Origin of the sequence: Halopseudomonas sp. Lyrl_26 (genome assembly GCF_051948695.1) — a bacterium.
GTDB lineage: Bacteria > Pseudomonadota > Gammaproteobacteria > Pseudomonadales > Pseudomonadaceae > Halopseudomonas > Halopseudomonas formosensis.
On record NZ_JAYJLH010000004.1, the window covers coordinates 26,447 to 45,332 of the forward strand.

General features: G+C 63.8%; 18 protein-coding genes. 8 read left to right on the forward strand and 10 right to left on the reverse strand.

Going from position 1 to position 18,886, the window contains the following annotated elements; genetic code table 11:
* The first annotated feature begins 21 nt into the window (after positions 1-21).
* Positions 22-1,353, forward strand: coding sequence for a ferredoxin reductase family protein (locus VF673_RS07035; protein ID WP_440291409.1), 1,332 nt, complete (start codon positions 22-24; stop codon positions 1,351-1,353).
* Between the two features lie 70 nt (positions 1,354-1,423).
* On the opposite strand, the gene VF673_RS07040 is transcribed toward VF673_RS07035, so the two are convergent.
* The 4 genes from VF673_RS07040 to pchA all read right to left on the reverse strand — a co-directional run bounded on the left by VF673_RS07040 (position 1,424) and on the right by pchA (position 5,575).
* On the reverse strand, positions 1,424-2,992 hold the full coding sequence (locus VF673_RS07040) for an FAD-binding oxidoreductase (RefSeq protein WP_440291410.1): 1,569 nt from the start codon (positions 2,990-2,992) through the stop codon (positions 1,424-1,426).
* Between the two features lie 13 nt (positions 2,993-3,005).
* Positions 3,006-3,692, reverse strand: a complete 687-nt coding sequence (locus VF673_RS07045; protein ID WP_440291411.1) for a hypothetical protein — start codon at positions 3,690-3,692, stop codon at positions 3,006-3,008.
* Positions 3,693-3,702: 10 nt separating this feature from the next.
* Complete coding sequence (locus tag VF673_RS07050) at positions 3,703-4,041, reverse strand: c-type cytochrome (protein WP_090536569.1); 339 nt, start codon at positions 4,039-4,041, stop codon at positions 3,703-3,705.
* Positions 4,042-4,102: 61 nt separating this feature from the next.
* On the reverse strand, positions 4,103-5,575 hold the full coding sequence (gene pchA, locus VF673_RS07055; protein WP_440291412.1) for a 4-hydroxybenzaldehyde dehydrogenase: 1,473 nt from the start codon (positions 5,573-5,575) through the stop codon (positions 4,103-4,105).
* Positions 5,576-5,815: 240 nt separating this feature from the next.
* Between pchA and VF673_RS07060 the strand changes: the two genes are divergently transcribed.
* Positions 5,816-7,618, forward strand: a complete 1,803-nt coding sequence (locus VF673_RS07060; RefSeq protein ID WP_273126031.1) for a sigma 54-interacting transcriptional regulator — start codon at positions 5,816-5,818, stop codon at positions 7,616-7,618.
* 62 nt (positions 7,619-7,680) lie between these two features.
* Here VF673_RS07060 and VF673_RS07065 read toward each other — a convergent pair whose 3' ends face one another.
* Positions 7,681-8,769, reverse strand: a complete 1,089-nt coding sequence (locus tag VF673_RS07065) for an NAD(P)-dependent alcohol dehydrogenase (protein WP_273126028.1) — start codon at positions 8,767-8,769, stop codon at positions 7,681-7,683.
* A 72-nt stretch (positions 8,770-8,841) separates the two neighbouring features.
* Entirely contained in the window at positions 8,842-9,186 is a 345-nt protein-coding gene (locus VF673_RS07070) for a 4a-hydroxytetrahydrobiopterin dehydratase (protein WP_440291413.1), read from the reverse strand.
* Between the two features lie 130 nt (positions 9,187-9,316).
* Here VF673_RS07070 and VF673_RS07075 point away from each other — a divergent pair, with 130 nt between their 5' ends.
* Entirely contained in the window at positions 9,317-9,784 is a 468-nt protein-coding gene (locus VF673_RS07075; protein ID WP_440291414.1) for a hypothetical protein, read from the forward strand.
* Positions 9,785-9,839: 55 nt separating this feature from the next.
* On the opposite strand, the gene VF673_RS07080 is transcribed toward VF673_RS07075, so the two are convergent.
* Positions 9,840-10,580, reverse strand: coding sequence for an outer membrane beta-barrel protein (locus VF673_RS07080; RefSeq protein WP_440291415.1), 741 nt, complete (start codon positions 10,578-10,580; stop codon positions 9,840-9,842).
* Between the two features lie 161 nt (positions 10,581-10,741).
* Here VF673_RS07080 and VF673_RS07085 point away from each other — a divergent pair, with 161 nt between their 5' ends.
* Positions 10,742-11,518 carry a methyltransferase domain-containing protein gene (locus tag VF673_RS07085; RefSeq protein WP_440291416.1) on the forward strand — a complete coding sequence of 259 codons (777 nt, stop codon included), beginning with the start codon at positions 10,742-10,744 and terminating at the stop codon, positions 11,516-11,518.
* Here the strand turns inward: VF673_RS07085 and VF673_RS07090 are convergent.
* The 3 genes from VF673_RS07090 to VF673_RS07100 form a co-directional block, all read right to left on the reverse strand.
* Complete coding sequence (locus VF673_RS07090) at positions 11,502-12,866, reverse strand: MATE family efflux transporter (protein WP_440291569.1); 1,365 nt, start codon at positions 12,864-12,866, stop codon at positions 11,502-11,504. The two genes, VF673_RS07085 and VF673_RS07090, sit on opposite strands and share 17 nt — an antisense overlap.
* A gap of 72 nt (positions 12,867-12,938) precedes the next feature.
* Positions 12,939-13,310, reverse strand: coding sequence for a translation initiation factor Sui1 (locus VF673_RS07095; RefSeq protein ID WP_440291417.1), 372 nt, complete (start codon positions 13,308-13,310; stop codon positions 12,939-12,941).
* 4 nt (positions 13,311-13,314) lie between these two features.
* Positions 13,315-14,301: a DUF2333 family protein gene (locus VF673_RS07100; protein WP_440291418.1), complete on the reverse strand. Its 987-nt coding sequence runs from the start codon at positions 14,299-14,301 to the stop codon at positions 13,315-13,317.
* Between the two features lie 239 nt (positions 14,302-14,540).
* Here VF673_RS07100 and dsbD point away from each other — a divergent pair, with 239 nt between their 5' ends.
* The 4 genes from dsbD (at position 14,541) to accC (ending at position 18,818) form a co-directional block, all read left to right on the forward strand.
* On the forward strand, positions 14,541-16,331 hold the full coding sequence (dsbD, locus tag VF673_RS07105; protein ID WP_440291419.1) for a protein-disulfide reductase DsbD: 1,791 nt from the start codon (positions 14,541-14,543) through the stop codon (positions 16,329-16,331).
* A 194-nt stretch (positions 16,332-16,525) separates the two neighbouring features.
* Positions 16,526-16,969, forward strand: coding sequence for a type II 3-dehydroquinate dehydratase (gene aroQ, locus VF673_RS07110; protein WP_273127052.1), 444 nt, complete (start codon positions 16,526-16,528; stop codon positions 16,967-16,969).
* A gap of 33 nt (positions 16,970-17,002) precedes the next feature.
* On the forward strand, positions 17,003-17,458 hold the full coding sequence (gene accB, locus VF673_RS07115; protein ID WP_090536548.1) for an acetyl-CoA carboxylase biotin carboxyl carrier protein: 456 nt from the start codon (positions 17,003-17,005) through the stop codon (positions 17,456-17,458).
* Positions 17,459-17,477: 19 nt separating this feature from the next.
* Entirely contained in the window at positions 17,478-18,818 is a 1,341-nt protein-coding gene (gene accC / locus VF673_RS07120) for an acetyl-CoA carboxylase biotin carboxylase subunit (protein WP_273127048.1), read from the forward strand.
* Positions 18,819-18,886: the final 68 nt, after the last annotated feature.

Consider the following 18,886-nt stretch of genomic DNA (forward strand, 5'->3'; position numbering starts at 1 on the left):
ACCCTCAGCCGGGAGCAAGTCATGCGTCGCATCACCTGGGTATTCTGGTCGATTCTGGCCGTTCTGGCGTTTCTGTGGCTGCTGTCGGAGCCAGAGGCGTTCCATATCCGCGGGATCTTTCCTGCACGTAGCCTGCTGGCTCAACTCACGGGTGTTCTGGCCATCGGCTGCATGAGCCTGGCCATGCTGCTGGCCCTGCGGCCACGCTGGCTGGAGGCGTGGCTGGACGGGCTGGATAAGATGTACCGGCTGCACAAATGGCTGGGCATCGGCGCGCTGGTGCTGTCCATCCTGCACTGGCTGGTGATCAAGGGCCCGAAGTGGGCGGTAGGCTGGGGCTGGATCACCAGACCCGCCAAGGGCGGCGGCGCCAACCTGTCGACACTGGAAGCCTTCCTGCGCAGCCAGCGCGGGCTGGCGGAAAGCATCGGCGAATGGGCTTTCTATGCGGCCGTACTGCTGATTGCCCTGGCACTGATCAAACGCTTTCCCTACCGGCTGTTCTACCAGAGCCACCGCTTGCTGGCGCTGGTCTATCTGGCGCTGGTGGCGCACAGCCTGGTACTGCTCAAGTTCAGCTACTGGACCGCACCGGTCGGCTGGGTCACTGCCTCGCTGCTGGCCGTCGGCAGCTGGGCCGCGCTGCAGTCACTGTTCAGACGCATTGGCACCGGGCGGCGGGTGTCCGGCAGCATCACCGGATTGCACTACTTCCCCGGCGTCCGCTCCCTGCAGGTGGACGCACGGGTGCCGGGCTGGCCGGGGCACAAGCCCGGTCAGTTCGCGTTCGCCGTGTCTGATCGCAGCGAGGGCTTCCACCCCTACACCATCGCTTCCTGCTGGCAACCGCAGGACCCGCAGATCAGTTTCGTGGTCAAGGAACTGGGGGACCATACCCGTACCTTGCGCGAGCAGTTGCGTGTCGGTGAGAAGATTGCCGTGGAAGGCCCCTACGGCTGCTTCACCTTCGATGATGATCGCCGTCGACAGATCTGGGTGGGCGGCGGCATCGGCGTCACCCCTTTCATCGCCCGCCTCCGGCATCTGGCCAGTCACCCGCAGGACAACCGCCCGGTGGACTTCTTCCACAGCACCGCCGAGGTCGACGAGGAGGCGCTGGCCCGACTGACCGAGGATGTCAGCCGCACGCAGGTCCGGATGCACCTGCTGATCAGCGGCCGCGACGGCTACCTGACCGGCGAACGCATACGCGCCACCGTACCCGACTGGCGGCAGGCGAGCATCTGGTTCTGCGGCCCGGCCGGATTCGGTCGGGCCCTGCGCGAAGACTTCGCCCGTCAGGGCTTTGATGTGCACCGGCATTTCCATCAGGAAATGTTCGACATGCGCTGAGCGGGTCGGAAACCGGAAACGACAAAGGGCAGCCCGAGGGCTGCCCTTGTCTTTTCCGACGGCTGGCGGATCAGGACTTGTAGGTGTCCAGATCGATACCGGAACGGCCCGGTGCCAGGATGTTGTTCGGGTCTACCGCACGCTTGATGGCGTGCTCCAGATCCCGTTTGGCCTTGCCGTAGCTCTGGGCCACACGCTCCTGGAAGCGGGTGTTGACCCGGTATACGGCGTAACCTTCCTTCTCGAACTCGTCCAGCAGTTCGGCGAAGCAGGCGTCGGCGCGCTGGGTTTCTTCCTCGTTGGTGCGATCGTACAGCACGTCGATGACGTGGTGCATGTCACGCGGGGCAACGATGAACTCCGCAACATAGTCCAGGCCGTGCTTGTGCAGGACGCGCTTGGCCATGGCCGCCTGTTTGCGGCATTCGCTGCCACGGGCCTCACTGACCGGCGCGAACCACATGGAGCCACCGCCCCCACGCCAGTTGTACAGACCGAACTCCTGCAGGTTCGGCACACCGGACATCAGCTCGGCGCGGTACTTGAAGGGCTGCTTGTCCCCGGCCTCTTCCTGGGTGACGATGCGACCCTTGCCGAGCCTCTTGAACTCGTCGACGATGATCTTCCAGTTGACGTCGACCTGCTCCTGGGTGCCATACAGTGCCGCGTACAGGTTCCAGGCACCCATGCCGGTGTCCTTCTGGATCTGCTTCTGGATCTCGTCGGGGGTGTGGCCCGGCTCGGTGATGTAGTCGGAACGACGCACGTTGCCGCTGCCCGCTTCCCAGAGGATATTGGCGATCACCGCCGAGTTGGGGATGATCCCGCGGATACGCAGTGGACGCAGGACCTCGACGATCTCGACAATGTCTTCCTCGTTCTCGAAGATGATCTCGAAGGGCTTGAATACCGGCGGCTTGGGCATCAGCCAGAAGCCCATCTTGGTGCAGATACCGTAGTTGGACTGGGTGAACATGCCGTCCAGGGTCGGGCCATAGCCCCACTTGAAGATCTGCCAGGTGTTGCTGCCCTTCACGCCGCCCATGCCGGTGCGATAGACATCACCGTTGGCCAGTACCACTTCCATGCCGCACTGCATCATGAAGTGCTCACCGTAGGGGGTGTAACCCACACCACGGTCCATGGTGTTGCCCACCGGGCCGGCAATGGCCGAGGGTGCGGAGAAGGACAGCATGACCGGCAGGTTGTTTTCCTGGATGTAGTCGTACAGCTGACCGTAGGTCACGCCCGGCTCGACCAGGGCGTAGCACATTTCCGGGTCGACCTTGATGATCTTGTTCATCTTCTTCAGGTCGAGAATGACCTGACCGCGCTGCCCCGGGGCAGCCGAGCCATAACCGAAGTTGCGGCCGGTGGAGATGGTCCAGATCGGAATGCGGTGCTCGTTACAGATCTTCACTACACCCTGGACCTGTTCCACGGTGGTGGCGGTGACTGCGGCGGAGGGCGCGTGGGCGGCGTTCTCCACGGACATCATGATCTTGTTGTAGGGAACCAGCTGCTGCTGTTCCACCAGTACGTTCTCGTTACCCAGCAGGGCGCGGAACTTCTCCACCGCTGCGTTGAATTCCTGCTGCGTCACGCCGCGGGGCAATACGCCATTGTTCTGTTCAGACATGGATCAGACTCCTTCAGGTCTCGATCGAAAAGGAAACGAAGCTGCCATCAAGCGGCGCGCCGGCCTGGGCAATCAGCGGAGCGGCGGTCGGACGACCGGCACCCAGCGAACCCAGCAGATAACCGATACCGACGGCCCACTGGTCAGCGTGGCGCTGGTTGCGCGGTGCGGCGGACAGCTGGCGGGCCGGGGCAGCACTGCCCAGGCGCTCCTCGGTCAGCTCGAAGCCGGCACCGCAGCCATGCAGCTGGCGGCCCAGCTGGCGTGCACAGCCCTCGGCACTGGCCGTATTGAGCAGACGGTGACGGGTGACACCACCCCGGGCGGTGTGCTGGCCGAGCCATTCGACGCGGGCGCCGGCGCTGCGCGCCATGTCCACCACCAGGGCGGCACTGGCATCATCCAGCAGGCCGATCAGCCGCATCTTCCGGCCGCTGCCCAGCTGGCTCTGCAGGCTCAGCAGGTCGGTCAGGTCACCCCCGATCTGGCGCACCTGTACCGCCGCACCGGTGGCCCGGGCACCCTGCACGAAGGCCGACTGTTCGGCACCCTGATTGACCAGCACCAGCGCGGGGCGAGCCGCTGAACTGCGCGGGCTGCCGTGGGCCGCACCCAGGGCAGGCAGGGCACCGCCCAGAGTCAACCCGGCGAGGCTGCCCAGGGCCATGCCCTTGAGGACGAAACGACGATCCATACTCATGCGCTCCTCCTCATTTCTGCTTCGGCTGGTGAGCAGGCAGGCTGGCGATGTACTCGGTTACCTGAGCCAGGGATTCGTCATCGATATAGGCCTCGGGAAACGCCGGCATGGCGCGGAAGCCGTTACGCACGATCGCCTTCACGTACTCGAACGGCAGACCACGCCCCTGGATCGGCACACCCACACCCACTTCAGGCTTGTGGCACTTACCGCAGAGGTTGTCATACAGCTCCTGACCGTTTTCCCACTGGGCAGCCTGCGCGCCCGCGCCAAACATCAGCGCCAGCGGCAGAACCACTGCGGCGCCCAGGGCGGCCCGGCCGGGCAGCATGCGTGAACGAGATTTCATGTTTTGCTCCTTCTTATGAAAAGCGCTTCCCCGGCAGTTGCATGGCTCGCCGGGGTGCTGCTCAGAACGGGTACGGACGCGGTGCGTGCTGAACCGTGATCCAGTGATCAGTGGTGAATTCCTCGATGGCCCAGTCACCGTTGAAGCGACCCAGACCGGAGTTCTTCTCACCACCGAAGGGGGCGTTCGGCTCATCGTTGACCGGCATGTCGTTGACATGGGTCATGCCCGCACGGATGCCCTGGGCGAAGGCCACGCCCTTGGAGATGTCACGGGTGAACACGGTGCTGGACAGGCCGTACTCGGTGCTGTTGGCCAGCTCCAGCGCATGGGCGGCGTCACGGGCGGACTGGATGCCCACCAGGGGTCCGAAGATCTCTTCCCGAGCGATCTCCATGTCGGCGGTGACGTTGCCGAAGACATGGGGCGGCATCACGTTGCCCTGGGGCTCGCCGCCCACCAGCAGGGTTGCGCCTTCTTCCTGGGCAAGGCGAATCTTGTCCTTCAGGCCGTCCAGCTGCCTGGCATTGATCACCGGACCGACCACGGTCTCGGGCTTGCTCGGATCACCGTAGGGCAGCGCCTTGACCCGCTCGACGTAACGGCGGGTAAATTCCTCCAGCAGCGGCTGCTCGACGATGATGCGGTTGATCGCCATGCAGATCTGGCCCTGGTGCAGGAACTTGCCGACCACGGCAGCGTTGACCGCCGCGTCCACGTCAGCGTCGGCCAGCACCACAAAGGGACTGTTGCCACCCAGCTCCAGTGCCACATGCTTGAGGTGCTCGCCACCGCTGGCGATACGGCCGATATTGCGGCCCACCGGGGTGGAACCGGTGAAGGAGATGAAGGAGGGGATCGGGTGCTCGACAAAGGCATCACCGATTTCCGAACCGGCGCCCACCACCACACTGAGTACACCGGCCGGCAGACCGGCTTCCTCGAATATGCGCGCCAGCAGCAGACCGCCGGTTACCGGGGTATCACTGGCCGGCTTGATGACGACCGCGTTGCCCAGTGCCAGTGCCGGGGAAACTGACCGGGCGCTCAGGTGCAGGGGGAAGTTCCAGGGACTGATGACCCCGATCACGCCCAGGGGTGCGCGGTACACACGACTTTCCTTGCCAGGTACATCGGTCGGCAGGATGCGGCCGTGGCAGCGACCCGGCAGACTGGCCGACTCCAGGGTGATGGACCGGGCTGCGCCCCACTCGATCTGCGCCTTGATGCGGGTACTGCCGGACTCGCGGATCAGCCAGTCGACGATCTCGTCCTTGCGCTCATCGAAGATCTCGACCGCCCGGCGCATGATCTGGCCACGTGCGGTCGGCCCCATCGCGGCCCACTCGACCTGCGCCTGAGCAGCCTTGCGGTAGGCTTCATCCAGATCTTCCCGGGTAGCCATGGGCAGGCTCAGCAGCTGGTCCCCGGTGAAGGGATCGGTTACGTCCAGGTTGCGGCTGGCGCTGCCGGCACGCCATTGACCACCGATCGGCTGCAGCTCCAGATTCTGATAGACAGGCTTGCTAGTCATCTGTTTTCTCTCTCATGTGTTCGATGCCCCAATACCCGCCGGCAGATCATGAAGACCCGCAGGGCACAGTATAGGATGTCCGAACTTTACAAGTTCTGTGCCAGAACCAGCATAGGCGACGAATCGCCGCACATCCACGCGCACACGTCGGATCGCCCGACGACACGAAGAAAAGAATCGTAGAATTTTCAACACTGCGTATAATTGAACGCACAAATTTCAACGCACGGCAGGCAAACCATGGCAGATATTCCCGCCTATGCGGAGAAGCTCCTCGAGAGACTGATGGCGGACCGCCGCAATCTCTTCGTTCGCTCCTCCGATCAGCTCAGCAATGGCTACCCCTCTCCCGACCAGTTGGCCGAGGCGATTGCCTTTGCCCCTGCCCAGGGCAACATCTGGCTGTTCGGTCGGCGCTACCTGCTGATGCAGAGTGGCGCCTTCGGTGAAATCCGGCGCGAACTGATCCGCGAGGCGGGATTGGAAAAGGCCCGGGGCATCTATACCGCCACCGGCTGGCATGCCGGGGCACGGCTTGCGCGGCAGGTGGCACAGCAGTGGCCAACCGGGGATCACGGCAGCCTGTTCAGCGCCGGCCCGCGCCTGCACATGCTCGAGGGCATGGTCAACGTCGAGCCCATCCACTTCGAGATGGACAGCGAAGCCGGCAGCTTCTACAGCGACATGTACTGGCACAACTCGCTGGAGGCCCAGGAGCATCTGGCCCATCACCCGCCGGGGGGTGAGTGCGTGTGCTGGATGCAGACCGGTTTTGCCAGCGGCTACGCCTCCGCCCTGCTCGGACGCATGGTGGTATTCCGCGAGATCGAATGCCGCGCCACCGGGCATGGCGCCTGCCGCATCATCGGCAAGCCCGCCGAGCAGTGGGCGGATCTGGAGAACGACACCCGGGACCCGGAGACCGACGGCTTCTTCAGCCATCTGTTCCACGGCATGGCCGAGCCACACCACAGCGTGCTGCCCGATGACGGCGGCGATCAGATCATGCTAGGGGCCGCTCCCGCCTTCCTGCGGGCCCAGCGCATGCTGCAGCGGGTGGCGCCTACTCAGGCCACGGTGCTGCTGGCCGGGGAATCGGGGGCGGGCAAGGAAATGTTTGCCCAGTACCTGCACCGCCACAGCCCTCGGGCGGACAAGCCGCTGGTCAGCCTCAACTGCGCGTCGCTGCCGGAAAATCTGGTCGAGGCCGAGCTGTTCGGCGTCGAGCGCGGCGCCTATACCGGCGCCGATCGGAGCCGACCGGGGCGCTTCGAGCGGGCCCATGGCGGCACCCTGTTCCTTGACGAGATTGCCTCCCTGAGCCTGGATGCCCAGGGCAAGATCCTGCGCGCCCTGCAGGAGGGCGAGATCGAGCGGGTCGGTGGCGACAAGCCGATCCGGGTGGATGTGCGACTGGTGGCCGCCGCCAATGTGCAGCTGCGCGATGAGGTGCGCGCCGGACGTTTCCGCGAGGATCTGTTCTATCGTCTGAATGTCTATCCGATCCAGATCCCCAGTCTGCGCGAGCGACGCGAGGACATACCCCTGCTGATGAACCATTTCCTGCAGCGTTACTGCCAGCTGCATCAGCGCGATGTACGTGGCTTTACCAGCCGGCTGATGAACAGCCTGCTGACCCACCCGTTTCCCGGCAACATCCGCGAGCTGCAGAACCTGATCGAGCGCGGCGTGATCAGTTGTGATGAAGGCGAGCCCATGGACCTGCCGCACATCACCCTCAACGGTGAGCTGCTGGAAGGCGACCCCGCGCTGGGCCTGAACGCCGAGGGCAAGCTGGATATCAGCCCCACCCCGGCACCAGTGCACGTGTCCGACGAGGGACTGGGGCCGCTGCCGCCCCCTGTCGCGCGCCTGATGGCCTTCCTCAACGGCAAGGACGCCCGCCTGCAGACCGCGATCAGCGAGATCGAGGACCTGCTGATCGACCACGCCCTGAACCGCACCGATGGCAACGTGACCGCGGCCGCGCACCTGATCGGCCTGAGCCGGGCACAGATCAATTACCGTTTGAAAGGCAGATAGCAAACCGGCGGCGGGCGCCGCCGGCAGCCGTCACCACAGGGCGCGGTGACGGCGAGCGTGGGTCACGACAGGCGCAGAATCGGCTTGACCGCCGTGCCGTTGGCCGAATCCTCGAAGGCCTGGTTGATCTGCTCGAAGTCGTAGAACCTGACCAGTTTGTCGAAGGGGAACTGCCCGGCCTTGTAGTATTCCACCAGCTTGGGAATGAACACCCGGGGTACCGAGTCACCCTCGATCACGCCGATCATGCTCTTGCCCTCGGCCATCAGGTCATTGTGCACGTCGATGCTCATCTCCGGGGTCACCCCGACAATGGCCACCACACCCAGCGGCCGCAGGGCATGCATGCTCTGGCGCACCACCGGCGGCACCCCGGTGGTTTCCACCGCGTAGTGCACCCCGCCGCCGCTGGCTTCGCGGATTTCCTTGACCACATCCACCTGCCTGCCGTTCAGGGCATGGGTCGCCCCCAGCTCCCTGGCCAGCTCAAGGCGGCTGTCATGCACGTCGATGGCGTAGATCTGCTGGCAGCCGGCGATCTTCGCCGCCATGATAGCGCTCAGGCCGACGGCACCGCAGCCATACACGGCAATGCTGGTGCCGAACTCGGGGCGCAGGCGGTTGAGCACAGTACCGGCGCCGGTCTGGATGCCACAACCCAGCGGCCCGAGCAGGGCCAGATCCACATCCTTGTCGACCTTCACCACGTTGCGCTCGTGGGCAATCACCTGGGCGCCGAAGGAGGACTGACCGAAGAAGGTATGCACATCGGTGTCGCCCTGGTGGATGCGGCAGCTGTGGTCCTCCATGCAGCCACCGAAATTGAGCTCGTTGAAGCGCGAGCACACGGTGGGGTGGCCGGTCAGGCAGTTCTCGCACTGGCCACAGTGAGCAAAGGACATGACCACATGATCACCCACCGCCACGCTGCTGACGTTCTCGCCGACTTCCTCGACGATACCCGCTCCCTCGTGTCCCAGCACGATGGGATAGGGGGAAATGCCCAGGTCCCGGGCTACCGCGTCGGTGTGGCAGACGCCGGTCGCCACCACCTTGATGCGCACTTCTCCCGCCTTGGGTGCAGAGAGGGTGACTTCCTCGATACTGAATTCCTTGCCCTGGGCATGGGTTACTGCAGCTTGAATCTTCATATCTGACTCCATGTGAGTGCCTAGTGGAAACAGGTCGGTCGTCTTGCAGGCAAAAACCAGACCAACTCACCATCAACTACTGGTGACAAGCTGATCAGTTCGCGCTGCCATGACGAAATCGTTGCGGTGCAGGCCATGGATCTTGTGCGTCCACCAGCGCACCGTCACCCTGCCCCACTCCACCAGAATCGCCGGATGATGGCCCTGCTGCTCGGCCAGTTCGCCGACCCGGTTGGCAAAGGCCAGCGCACCGGCAAAGTCGGGAAAGCTGTAGCTGCGCTGCAGCTGTTCAACACCGTCGATGCGTGCAACGACCCAGTCCGGGATCTGCGGCAGTAGCTGCTCCCGCTCCGCCTCGGTGACCCTTGGTGCGTCGGAGCGGCAAGCCTCGCAGTGCTGTTCGGTCAGTCTGGACATGATTCGACACCCCTGTGGTTGAGGACAATACTTCTAGGTTAGTCCAGTCCCCGCCCTACATGAGCGTTGCCGGGCAAATCTGCGCCCGGCGATGACCACTGAACTGGGCAAACACCTCACAGGAGGCCCCATGACCACCAATGCCGCCCCTGGTCGGAACCGCTTCGCCGGCCATGCCGAAGCCACCGATCTGAGCCATTTCGAACGCCACAACTACAGTGGAGACCAGGAGGAGCAGGCTGCCTTCGAGCGCCTGGTTCGCCTGTGCAAGGAGGTTGCCCGCCGGTTGCGCGCCAACGGACCGGGCGTGGTCGCCATCATGGCTGACCACGTGTGCTGGGTGTCACCACTGTTCACTGCCGAGGAGCCGCTGGTCTCGGCGCTGGCACAGGATCTGGCTCATACGGAATTCACCTATGCCTTCTTTCCCTCCCATTCGGAGGATCTGACAGCCGCGGAACTGGAGGATATCGCCGATGCCGTGCAGCACTGGCTGGACAACCCGACCTTCGAGGCGGTGGATCAGGCAGAGCTGGACAGAGCGGTGCACGTGATCATGGAACGCTGGGATGACGACGACTGTCGGCACCTGAACTGAGGGAGGGAAAAACACAGGGAGCCAGATCGGCTGACTCCCTGCAGACAGGGCTGGCTTAGAACGCCATACCCAGGGTGATGCCGAACTCGTTGCTTTCCAGCTCGGTATTCTGAGCCAGATCCTGACGGTTCTTCAGCTCATAGTTGGTCTGGGTGTAATACAGACCAGCGGTAAACCCGCTGTCCCACAGGAAGTTCAATTCTGCATAGGGGTTGAACTTCTCGTCCAGATCCACGGTTTCACTACCGACGCCGTCGAGCTTGATCTTGGCTTCCCCTTCGATGGAATAACGGGCACCCACTTCCAGGCGGGTAATTACATTGTTACCCCGGTGATGCCAGCCCACTGCAGCCTTGGCAAAGGGGCTCTTGTTGCTCAACTCGACATCGCCTACCGAGCGGTCATCCATTTCATAACGGGTCCAGTCATAACCGACGCCGACCAGCACATCGAAGTTGCTGTTGTTGTTCAGCGGCATCCGCATACCCAGGTCGAGATCGGCACGGGCATCCTTGATCTCGTCGTCACCACGCTCACCGTAACGGCCGTTGGCGCCGATCTGGAAGATGACCCCGGGGCCGCCGGTCATCTTGTTGCCGTAGTTGTAGAAGATACCTACCTTACCCACATCATCATCGCGACCGTCGATTCTGTCGTTGTCGGAATTGAACTCGTACTCGTTATAGGCGCCAATAAGCCCCAGGTTGGAAATGGGTTGCTCGGCAGCCAGTCCAAGCATCGGGCTCATGATCAGACCGGCAGCGGAAGCGTGGATCAAAGTAGTACGAAGGCGCATAGGTATTTCCTCTTTGTATTTGCCTGAGTAACTACCGACAGAACGCGTTTTATTAAGTTCGATAATTTTGATGTTTCGCTTAACTGCCGGTTCAGGCGGAGCGCTCTGATATAATCGCCTCCCACCGCCGCGCTTCAGCTGTTACTTCTCCGGACCTTCACATGACTGATCGCTACTTTGATCAACTGGGCGCGCACTTCGCACGCAAGATCTACTCCAGCACCAAGGGCGCCATCCGCCTGGCCGTGCTGCAACGCGATCTTCGCCAGTGGCTGCCCGAGCTGGCCGGCGACGGCCCGCTGGATATCCTCGACGTAGGTGCAGGACTCGGCCATATGAGCGAGTGGCTGCTGCGCCAGGGCCACCGACTGACCATCAGCGAACCCTCGGCCGAAATGCTCGAGGCCGCCCGGGCCCGGCTGCAGGCAGTGGAGGTATCAGCGCCGCCGTGGGAGGCGCTTGAGCTGCCACTGCAACGGTTGCCCGAACGGGGGCAGCGTCATGATCTGGTTATCTGCCATGCGGTACTGGAGTGGCTGGCCGACCCGGCTGCTGCCCTGGCCGACCTGCGCGCACTGGTGCGCCCGGGCGGCGCCCTGTCCCTGGCCTTCTACAACCGCGACGCGCTGATCTACAAGAATCTGATCAAGGGCCAGTTCCGCAAGCTGCAGCGTAATCAGCTGGCCGGCATGGGCCGGCGCGGCCTGACGCCGCAGCAACCGCTGGATCCGCGGCAGGTACAGCAATGGATAGCTGAGGCCGGGTTCGACTGCCGCTACATGACCGGGGTACGGGTATTCCACGATTACATGCCCGAGCCCTTCAAGTCCGAGGCCGACGAACAACAGGTGATCGAACAGGAGCTGCTGTACAGCACCCATCCGGCCTACCTGCATCTGGGCCGTTATCTGCATTGCTGGCTCAGGCCGAAGGATTGAGCCCCAGCGGCTGCATCCAGCGATCGCGGCGCCACAGCCAGAAGAACCAGCCGCCAAGCAAGGCACCCCGCGCCAGCATGAACAGGTAGAACCCCAGCCACAGGCCGTGGTTGCCGCTGTCGCGCAGCAGCCAGGCCGCCGGCACATAGATCAGCAACACCGCCGCCAGCATGGCGTTGCGCATGTCCCTGGCCCGGGTGGCACCGATGAACAGCCCATCCAGCAGATAGCTCCACACCGCCACCAGGGGCATCCAGGCCATCCACGGCAGGTAGAGGGTCGCCACCGAGCGGATGGACTCCACCGAAGTCAGCAGACTGATGATCCAGCCGCCCAGCAGATTGAAGGCCAGCACAAAACCGCTGCCGACCACCAGGGACCAGAAGGTACTGACCACCAGCACCCGCTTGAGCGCCTGACGATTGCGCTGCCCCAGGGCATGACCACCCAGGGCCTCCACTGCATGGGCCAGGCCATCCAGTCCGTGGGAGGTGATCAGCAGGAAGTTGAGCAGCACCGCGTTGGCCGCCACCACCGAATCGCCGAGGCGCGCGCCCTGCAGCACCAGCAGATAGAACACCAGCTCCAGCGCCAGGGTGCGGATCAGGATGTCGCGGTTGACCCGGATCAGCGGTGCGGCTCCGCGCAGGCGCAGCGCCGCCGACCAGTCTGTCACCCCGGGGTAGCGCGCCAGCACCGGTCGCAGCAGCCACAACCCCAGCAGCAGGCCGGCATAGTCCCCGACCACGGTCGCCCAGGCTGCTCCCGCGACGCCCCAGTCCAGCACCAGCACAAAGAGCACATCCAGCACTATGTTGGTCAGGTTCACCGTCAGCAACAGGTACAGGGGCGCGCGGCCGCGCTGGGCACCGATGAACCAGCCGACCAGCACGAAGTTGGCCAGCGCCGCCGGCAGGCTGATCAGTCGGATGTTGAAATACAGCCGCGCCTGCGCCAGCAGGGCCTCGCTGCTGTCGATGAAATGCAGCGCGATATTCAGCAGCGGTCGATGTACCAGCCATACCAGCAGGGCCAGCAGCAGCGCCAGCCACAACGCCTGCAGCAGCACCAGACGCAGGCGGTCGCCATCCCGCGCGCCACAGGCCTGGGCGACAAAACCGGTGGTGCCCATGCGCAGGAAGCCCGCAGCCCAGAGAATAAAGGTGATCAGCGTGGCACCGACTGCCACGCCACCCAGATGGTGGGCCCCGTCCAGATGCCCGATCACGGCGGTGTCCACCAGTCCGACCACGGGCACGCTGATATTGGACAGGATCATCGGCGTCGCCAGCGCCCAGACCTGACGATGGGTCGGGCGGTGGCGCGCAGCGGAGAACAGGGAAGACAACGTCATGGCTTGCCGGCGGCGGCCAGCCGTTGCCGGGCACGCGCCCGGCAACCGGAGATCAGCAGCATCGCATCAACCGCCTGCCCTTTTGGTCTTGAAACCTTCGGCCGTCAGCCAGTCACACAGCATGTCGGCGCGATCACCCTGGATCTCGATGACCCCGTCGACCACGGCACCGCCGCAACCGCAGCGGTCCTTGATCCGTTTGGCCAGCGCCTTGAGCTCATCGGCGGGCAGCGCCAGCCCCCTGATGGTGGTCACCGTCTTGCCGCCGCGGCCCTTGGTCTCCCGGCGTACCCGGGCGATCCCGTCACCGGCCGGAACCTGCGGCTGACCGCAGATGCAGGCATCCTGCGGTTGTCGGCAATCGGGACACATGCGTCCGCTGTCAGTGGAGTACACCAGTCCACCCAGGGCTCCGAAACCGGTCTGTCGCTTGGCCATGAACTCAACCCTGCTCCAGCAGTCGACGCAGGTCGATCAGCCCGGCGTTGGCCCGGGACAGATAGTTGGCCATGACCAGCGAATGGTTGGCCAGCACACCGAAGCCACCACCATTGAGGATCATCGGACTCCATACGGTCTCCTGGGTCGCCTCCAGCTCGCGGATGATCTGGCGCAGGCTGACCAGGGCATTCTTCTTGTCCAGCACCTCGGCGTAATCCTTTTCCACCGCACGCAGCAGGTGCGCCAGCGCCCAGGCACTGCCCCGCGCCTCGTAGAAGACGTTGTCGATCTGCAGCCAGGGGGTCTTCTTGCGCTCGCGCCCACCATCGGTCAGCGGTGCCCGTGCCACGCTGGAGGACAGCCGCTGGGACAGCGAACCCAGACGCGTGCTGGCATCGCCTATCCAGGCCGCGAGGTTGTCGGCACGGGCGTAGAAGCTGGCATTGCCGCTCTCCAGACGACCTATGTAGTCATCCAGCAGGCGCACGGCACTGCGGTATTCGCTCTCACTGGCGGGCAGTGCCCAGCTGTTGTGATCGAAATGCAGCAGCGGTTCGGCCTTGGCCAGCGCCGCATCCTCGGTGGACTGCGACTGGGAACGCGCCATGTCCCGGCGCATGGCCCGTGCCATGTCGCGCACCTGGACCAGCACACCGAATTCCCAGCTGGGCATGTTGTCCAGCCAGATGCCGGGAGGGGTGATGTCATTGCTGATGAAGCCGCCGGGCTTCTCCAGCAGGGTCATTGAAAGCGCGCGCACCGTGCGGGCGGTATGGGATCCGGTGGTGAGGGAGTTGCTGGCCCCGACCGGGAGTACGTTCAGTTCGTTCAGACCCGGCTCACGGCTCCAGTACCAGCCGACCAGCAGGCAAATGAACAGATAGACAATGAGCACTGCACCGATCACTGTGCCCAGGGTGCGACTGCGACCACCACCGAGGCGATCGCCGAGTCCGTCCGCACCGCTAACACGTCTGTTGAATTTCATCTGGCTCCCCCTCTTCATGCGCCGCGGCAAGCATACCATCTGGACCGTGACAGCACAGCCGCCTGCCATTGTCCTCTGGCTCAGCATAGACGGTTCCGGCGCACCCTGACCGGCGCCACCCCGGAGATGGTGCCTGGCAACCCGAACGCACCCCGCACCGAAAAATATGGTGGCAAAGCGGGCATGGCATTCGCGGCGACAGGCAGTATCATAGCCCCAAGCCCATTTCGGACATGCCCATGCCGCTTTCACGTATCCTGCTGTTCCTGCTACTGGTAATGTGCAATACGGTGCTGGCCCAGACCAGCCTGACCGGCAACACCGGCAATGGCATCTCGCTACTGGACAATGTCGGCAGTACCGCCCGCTTCCTGCCGGTGCATGAGGCCTTCCGCCCTGGCCTGGTTCAGGCCGACCGCGAGCGCATCGAACTGCAGTTCGATATCGCCCCGGAATACTATCTCTATCGCCATCGCCTGAGCTTCGAGCTGCTCGGCGGTGATGACAGCATCCGCCAGACCCGGCTGCCCGATGGCAAGGCCATTCACGACGAGTTCTTCGGCGACGTCGAGGTCTACTACACCAGCCTCAACGTGGTGCTGGACATTACCCCGGGCAACAGCCCCGCGCGGCAGCTGCGGGTCGAATACCAGGGCTGCGCCGATGCCGGCCTCTGCTACCCGCCGGAAATCCACACCCTGGATCTGCCCGGCGCAGGCGGTGCGCCCGGCGTTGCCGAGTCCTCCGATGACGACGGATCCCTCGGCTGGTCCCTGCTGTTGCTGTTTGCCGCTGGCCTGGCCCTGACCTTCACCCCCTGCGTACTGCCCATGGTGCCCATTCTCACCGGCATGGTACTGGGGCGAACCGACATCGACCGCACCCGGGCCTTCATCCTGTCGCTCAGCTATGTGCTGGGCATGGCCCTGACCTTTGCCCTGGTCGGCGCCCTGATCGGCCTGTTCGGCGCGGCGTTGAACATACAGGCGCGCCTGCAGTCACCCTGGGTGCTGGGCACCTTCGCCGCCTTCTTTGTGCTCTTTGCCCTGGCCATGTTCGATCTGTACCAGATGCGCCTGCCGGCCTTCATCCGCGAGCCGGCCGAACGTCTGGGCAGCCGCACCCGGGGCGGCTCGGTACCCGGCGCCGCCGCCATGGGCGTGCTCTCTTCGCTGGTGGTCTCGCCCTGCATATCCGCCCCCCTGGCCGGTGCGTTGGTGTATATCAGCGCCACGGGTGATGCCATCGGAGGCGCCCTGCAGCTGTTTGCCCTGGCACTGGGCATGGGTGTGCCGCTGATTCTGGTGGCGATGTTCGGCAGTGCCCTGCTGCCGCGCTCGGGCCCCTGGCTGAACAGCGTCAAGCAGACTTTCGGCTTCGGCCTGCTGGCGGTCGCCATCTGGCTGCTGGAGCGGTTCATTCCGGGGCCGGCCAGCCTGGCGCTGTGGGCCGCGCTGGCCGCCGGCATCGCCGTGCAGCTGGGCCTGTTCGACCGGCTGCCGCGTTCCGGTGTGGGTCGGCTGGCCCAGACTGCCGCCCTGCTGCTGGCCATCTATGCCGCCGCCGCACTGTTCGGCGCCCTGTCAGGGGCAAGCGATCCCCTGCGTCCGCTGCAGAACCTGCGCGGAGCGGGTACCCCGGCGGCTGTGGAAGCGTCCGGCTACTTCGAGCGCGTTACCGAGGTTGATCAGCTGATGCAACGCCTGCAGCAAGCCCGCACCAGCGGTCAGCCGGCCATCGTCGAGCTGTCCGCCGACTGGTGCATCAGCTGCAAGGTGATGGAGCGCGACATCCTCAATCAGCCCGTTGTGCGCAGCGCCGGGCTGGATGACCTGATGCGCATCCAGCTGGATGTGACCGATAACACCCCTGCCCAGCGGGCCTGGATGACCGAGCAGCAATTGTTCGGCCCACCGGCGTTCCTGTTCTTTGATGGCCAGGGCCGGGAAATAACGGATCTGCGCATTCAGGGCGAGGTATCGCGGGAGGTATTCCTGCGGCACCTGCAGCGGGCGATCGGCGCGCGATAACCCCTCCCTCGCCTCCGTCCCGCCCCGGCGGGAAAGGGGCATGCTCAGGCCCAAGTTCCACAAAAACAGGGCAATCATGCTGCCATCTGATGGCATCGAACTGCTTCTGGACAGCTGTTTTTTTATCCGGCAAACTCTGCCCTCATTCATGACCACAGAGTCAATCACTTACCTCCGCCGTGGAATAGTCCTCAATGGCCCGTATCCTGGTTCTGCATGGCCCCAATCTCAACCTGCTCGGCACCCGCGAGCCGGGTGTCTATGGCGCGGTCACCCTGGAGCAGATCAATGCCCGCCTCGTCCAGCAGGCCAGCGAACTGGGGCATCAGCTGGAGGCACTGCAGAGCAACGCAGAGCATGAGCTGATCGCGCGCATTCACGCTGCGCGGGAGGACGGCACCCGGTTCATCATCATCAATCCCGCCGCATTTACCCATACCAGTGTCGCAATACGTGACGCGTTGCTGGCGGTGAGCATCCCATTCATCGAAGTGCATCTTTCCAACGTGTACAAACGTGAGCCTTTTCGCCATCACTCCTATTTCTCGGACGTTGCCGAGGGCGTGATCTGCGGGCTGGGAGCCGAGGGTTATACCCTGGCACTGCAGGCAGCTGCACACCGAATTGAAGAAAACTGAAAACGACTACATTGCCCTGGAGCGCAAATATCAATGGATATCCGCAAAGTAAAGAAACTCATCGAACTGCTTGAAGAGTCCGGCATCGACGAGCTGGAGATTCACGAAGGCGAGGAGTCCGTACGGATCAGCCGCCACAGCCAGAAAGCGGTCGCCCCTCAGCAGTACGTCCAGGCTCCCATGGCCGCTGCACCGGCTCCCGCTGCCGCTCCGGCTGCTGCCCCGGTCGCCGAAGCTGCTCCGGCCGAGCCTTCCGGTCACCTGGTGCGCTCACCCATGGTCGGTACCTTCTACCGTTCGCCGTCCCCCGAGTCCCCGGCCTTCGTTGAAGTCGGTCAGACCGTCAAGGCCGGCGACGTGCTGTGCATCGTTGAAGCCATGAAGATGATGAACCACATCGAAGCCGACAAGAGCGGTGTCATCCAGGCTATCCTGGTCGACAACGGCCAGCCGGTCGAATTCGATCAACCCCTGTTCAGCATCGCCTGAGCCCGACCCGGAGGCTGCGATGCAGAAAGTACTCATAGCCAACCGCGGCGAGATTGCACTGCGCATCATCCGTGCGTGCAAGGAGCTGGGGTTGAAGACAGTGGCGGTGCATTCCACCGCCGACCGTGAACTCATGCACCTGGCCATGGCCGACGAGACCGTGTGCATAGGTCCGGCCATTGCCACCGAGTCCTACCTGAACATTCCGCGCATCATCAGTGCGGCCGAGGTGACCGGTGCCGACGCCATCCACCCCGGCTACGGCTTCCTCGCGGAAAACGCCGATTTTGCCGAGCAGATCGAGCGTTCCGGCTTCACCTTCATCGGCCCCAGCGCCGACGTGATCCGCCTGATGGGGGACAAGGTGTCGGCCATCGAGGCAATGAAGAAGGCCGGCGTACCCACGGTGCCCGGTTCCGATGGCCCGCTGCCCGAAGACGAGCAGAAGTGCCTGCAGATCGCCAAGCGTGTCGGCTACCCGGTGATCATCAAGGCTTCCGGTGGTGGTGGCGGCCGTGGCATGCGCGTGGTGCACAAGGAAGAGGATCTGATCAAATCGATCCGTCTGACCCGCACCGAGGCTGGCGCTGCGTTCGGCAACCCCATGGTCTACCTCGAGAAGTTCCTGACCAATCCCCGTCACGTGGAAGTTCAGGTGCTGTCCGACGGTCAGGGCAATGCCATTCATCTGGGCGATCGGGACTGCTCGCTGCAGCGCCGCCACCAGAAGATCATCGAGGAAGCGCCTGCCCCGGGCGTTGACGAGAAGGCCCGTGCCGAAGTCCAGGCCCGCTGCGTACAGGCCTGTATCGAGCTGGGTTACCGCGGCGCCGGCACCTTCGAGTTTCTCTACGAGGACGGTCAGTTCTTCTTCATCGAGATGAACACCCGTATCCAGGTGGAGCATCCGATCTCCGAGATGGTCACCGGTATCGACATCCTCAAGGAGCAGATCAAGGTCTGTGGCGGCCTGCCCCTGAGCCTGAAGCAGGAGGATGTGGTCATCCGCGGGCACGCCATCGAGTGCCGGATCAACGCCGAAGACCCCACCAGCTTCCTGCCCAGCCCGGGTACCGTGAGCTTCTTCCACGCGCCAGGCGGTAACGGCGTACGGGTCGACTCGCACCTGTACAGCGGTTACAAGGTACCGCCGAACTACGACTCGCTGGTCGGCAAGCTGATCACCTACGGCGCCACCCGTGACGAGGCGCTGGCGCGGATGCGCAATGCCCTGGACGAGCTGGTGGTCGACGGCATCAAGACCAACACCCCGCTGCACCGGGAGCTGGTACGCGATGAGGGTTTCTGCAAGGGTGGCGTGAACATCCACTACCTGGAAAAGAAACTCGGCATAAGCTGACCGACCGCAGTATCACGAGTATGATTCGTGTTGAGGGGAGCGACCTGTCGCTCCCCTTGTCGTTTCTG

Bases quoted from the DNA above. Each gene is read 5' to 3' on its own strand.
- VF673_RS07035 (WP_440291409.1), top strand. From the start codon at position 22: ATGCGTCGCATCACCTGGGTATTCTGGTCGATTCTGGCCGTTCTGGCG.
- VF673_RS07040 (WP_440291410.1), bottom strand. From the start codon at position 2,992: ATGTCTGAACAGAACAATGGCGTATTGCCCCGCGGCGTGACGCAGCAG.
- VF673_RS07045 (WP_440291411.1), bottom strand. From the start codon at position 3,692: ATGAGTATGGATCGTCGTTTCGTCCTCAAGGGCATGGCCCTGGGCAGC.
- VF673_RS07050 (WP_090536569.1), bottom strand. From the start codon at position 4,041: ATGAAATCTCGTTCACGCATGCTGCCCGGCCGGGCCGCCCTGGGCGCC.
- pchA (WP_440291412.1), bottom strand. From the start codon at position 5,575: ATGACTAGCAAGCCTGTCTATCAGAATCTGGAGCTGCAGCCGATCGGT.
- VF673_RS07060 (WP_273126031.1), top strand. From the start codon at position 5,816: ATGGCAGATATTCCCGCCTATGCGGAGAAGCTCCTCGAGAGACTGATG.
- VF673_RS07065 (WP_273126028.1), bottom strand. From the start codon at position 8,769: ATGAAGATTCAAGCTGCAGTAACCCATGCCCAGGGCAAGGAATTCAGT.
- VF673_RS07070 (WP_440291413.1), bottom strand. From the start codon at position 9,186: ATGTCCAGACTGACCGAACAGCACTGCGAGGCTTGCCGCTCCGACGCA.
- VF673_RS07075 (WP_440291414.1), top strand. From the start codon at position 9,317: ATGACCACCAATGCCGCCCCTGGTCGGAACCGCTTCGCCGGCCATGCC.
- VF673_RS07080 (WP_440291415.1), bottom strand. From the start codon at position 10,580: ATGCGCCTTCGTACTACTTTGATCCACGCTTCCGCTGCCGGTCTGATC.
- VF673_RS07085 (WP_440291416.1), top strand. From the start codon at position 10,742: ATGACTGATCGCTACTTTGATCAACTGGGCGCGCACTTCGCACGCAAG.
- VF673_RS07095 (WP_440291417.1), bottom strand. From the start codon at position 13,310: ATGGCCAAGCGACAGACCGGTTTCGGAGCCCTGGGTGGACTGGTGTAC.
- VF673_RS07100 (WP_440291418.1), bottom strand. From the start codon at position 14,301: ATGAAATTCAACAGACGTGTTAGCGGTGCGGACGGACTCGGCGATCGC.
- dsbD (WP_440291419.1), top strand. From the start codon at position 14,541: ATGCCGCTTTCACGTATCCTGCTGTTCCTGCTACTGGTAATGTGCAAT.
- aroQ (WP_273127052.1), top strand. From the start codon at position 16,526: ATGGCCCGTATCCTGGTTCTGCATGGCCCCAATCTCAACCTGCTCGGC.
- accB (WP_090536548.1), top strand. From the start codon at position 17,003: ATGGATATCCGCAAAGTAAAGAAACTCATCGAACTGCTTGAAGAGTCC.
- accC (WP_273127048.1), top strand. From the start codon at position 17,478: ATGCAGAAAGTACTCATAGCCAACCGCGGCGAGATTGCACTGCGCATC.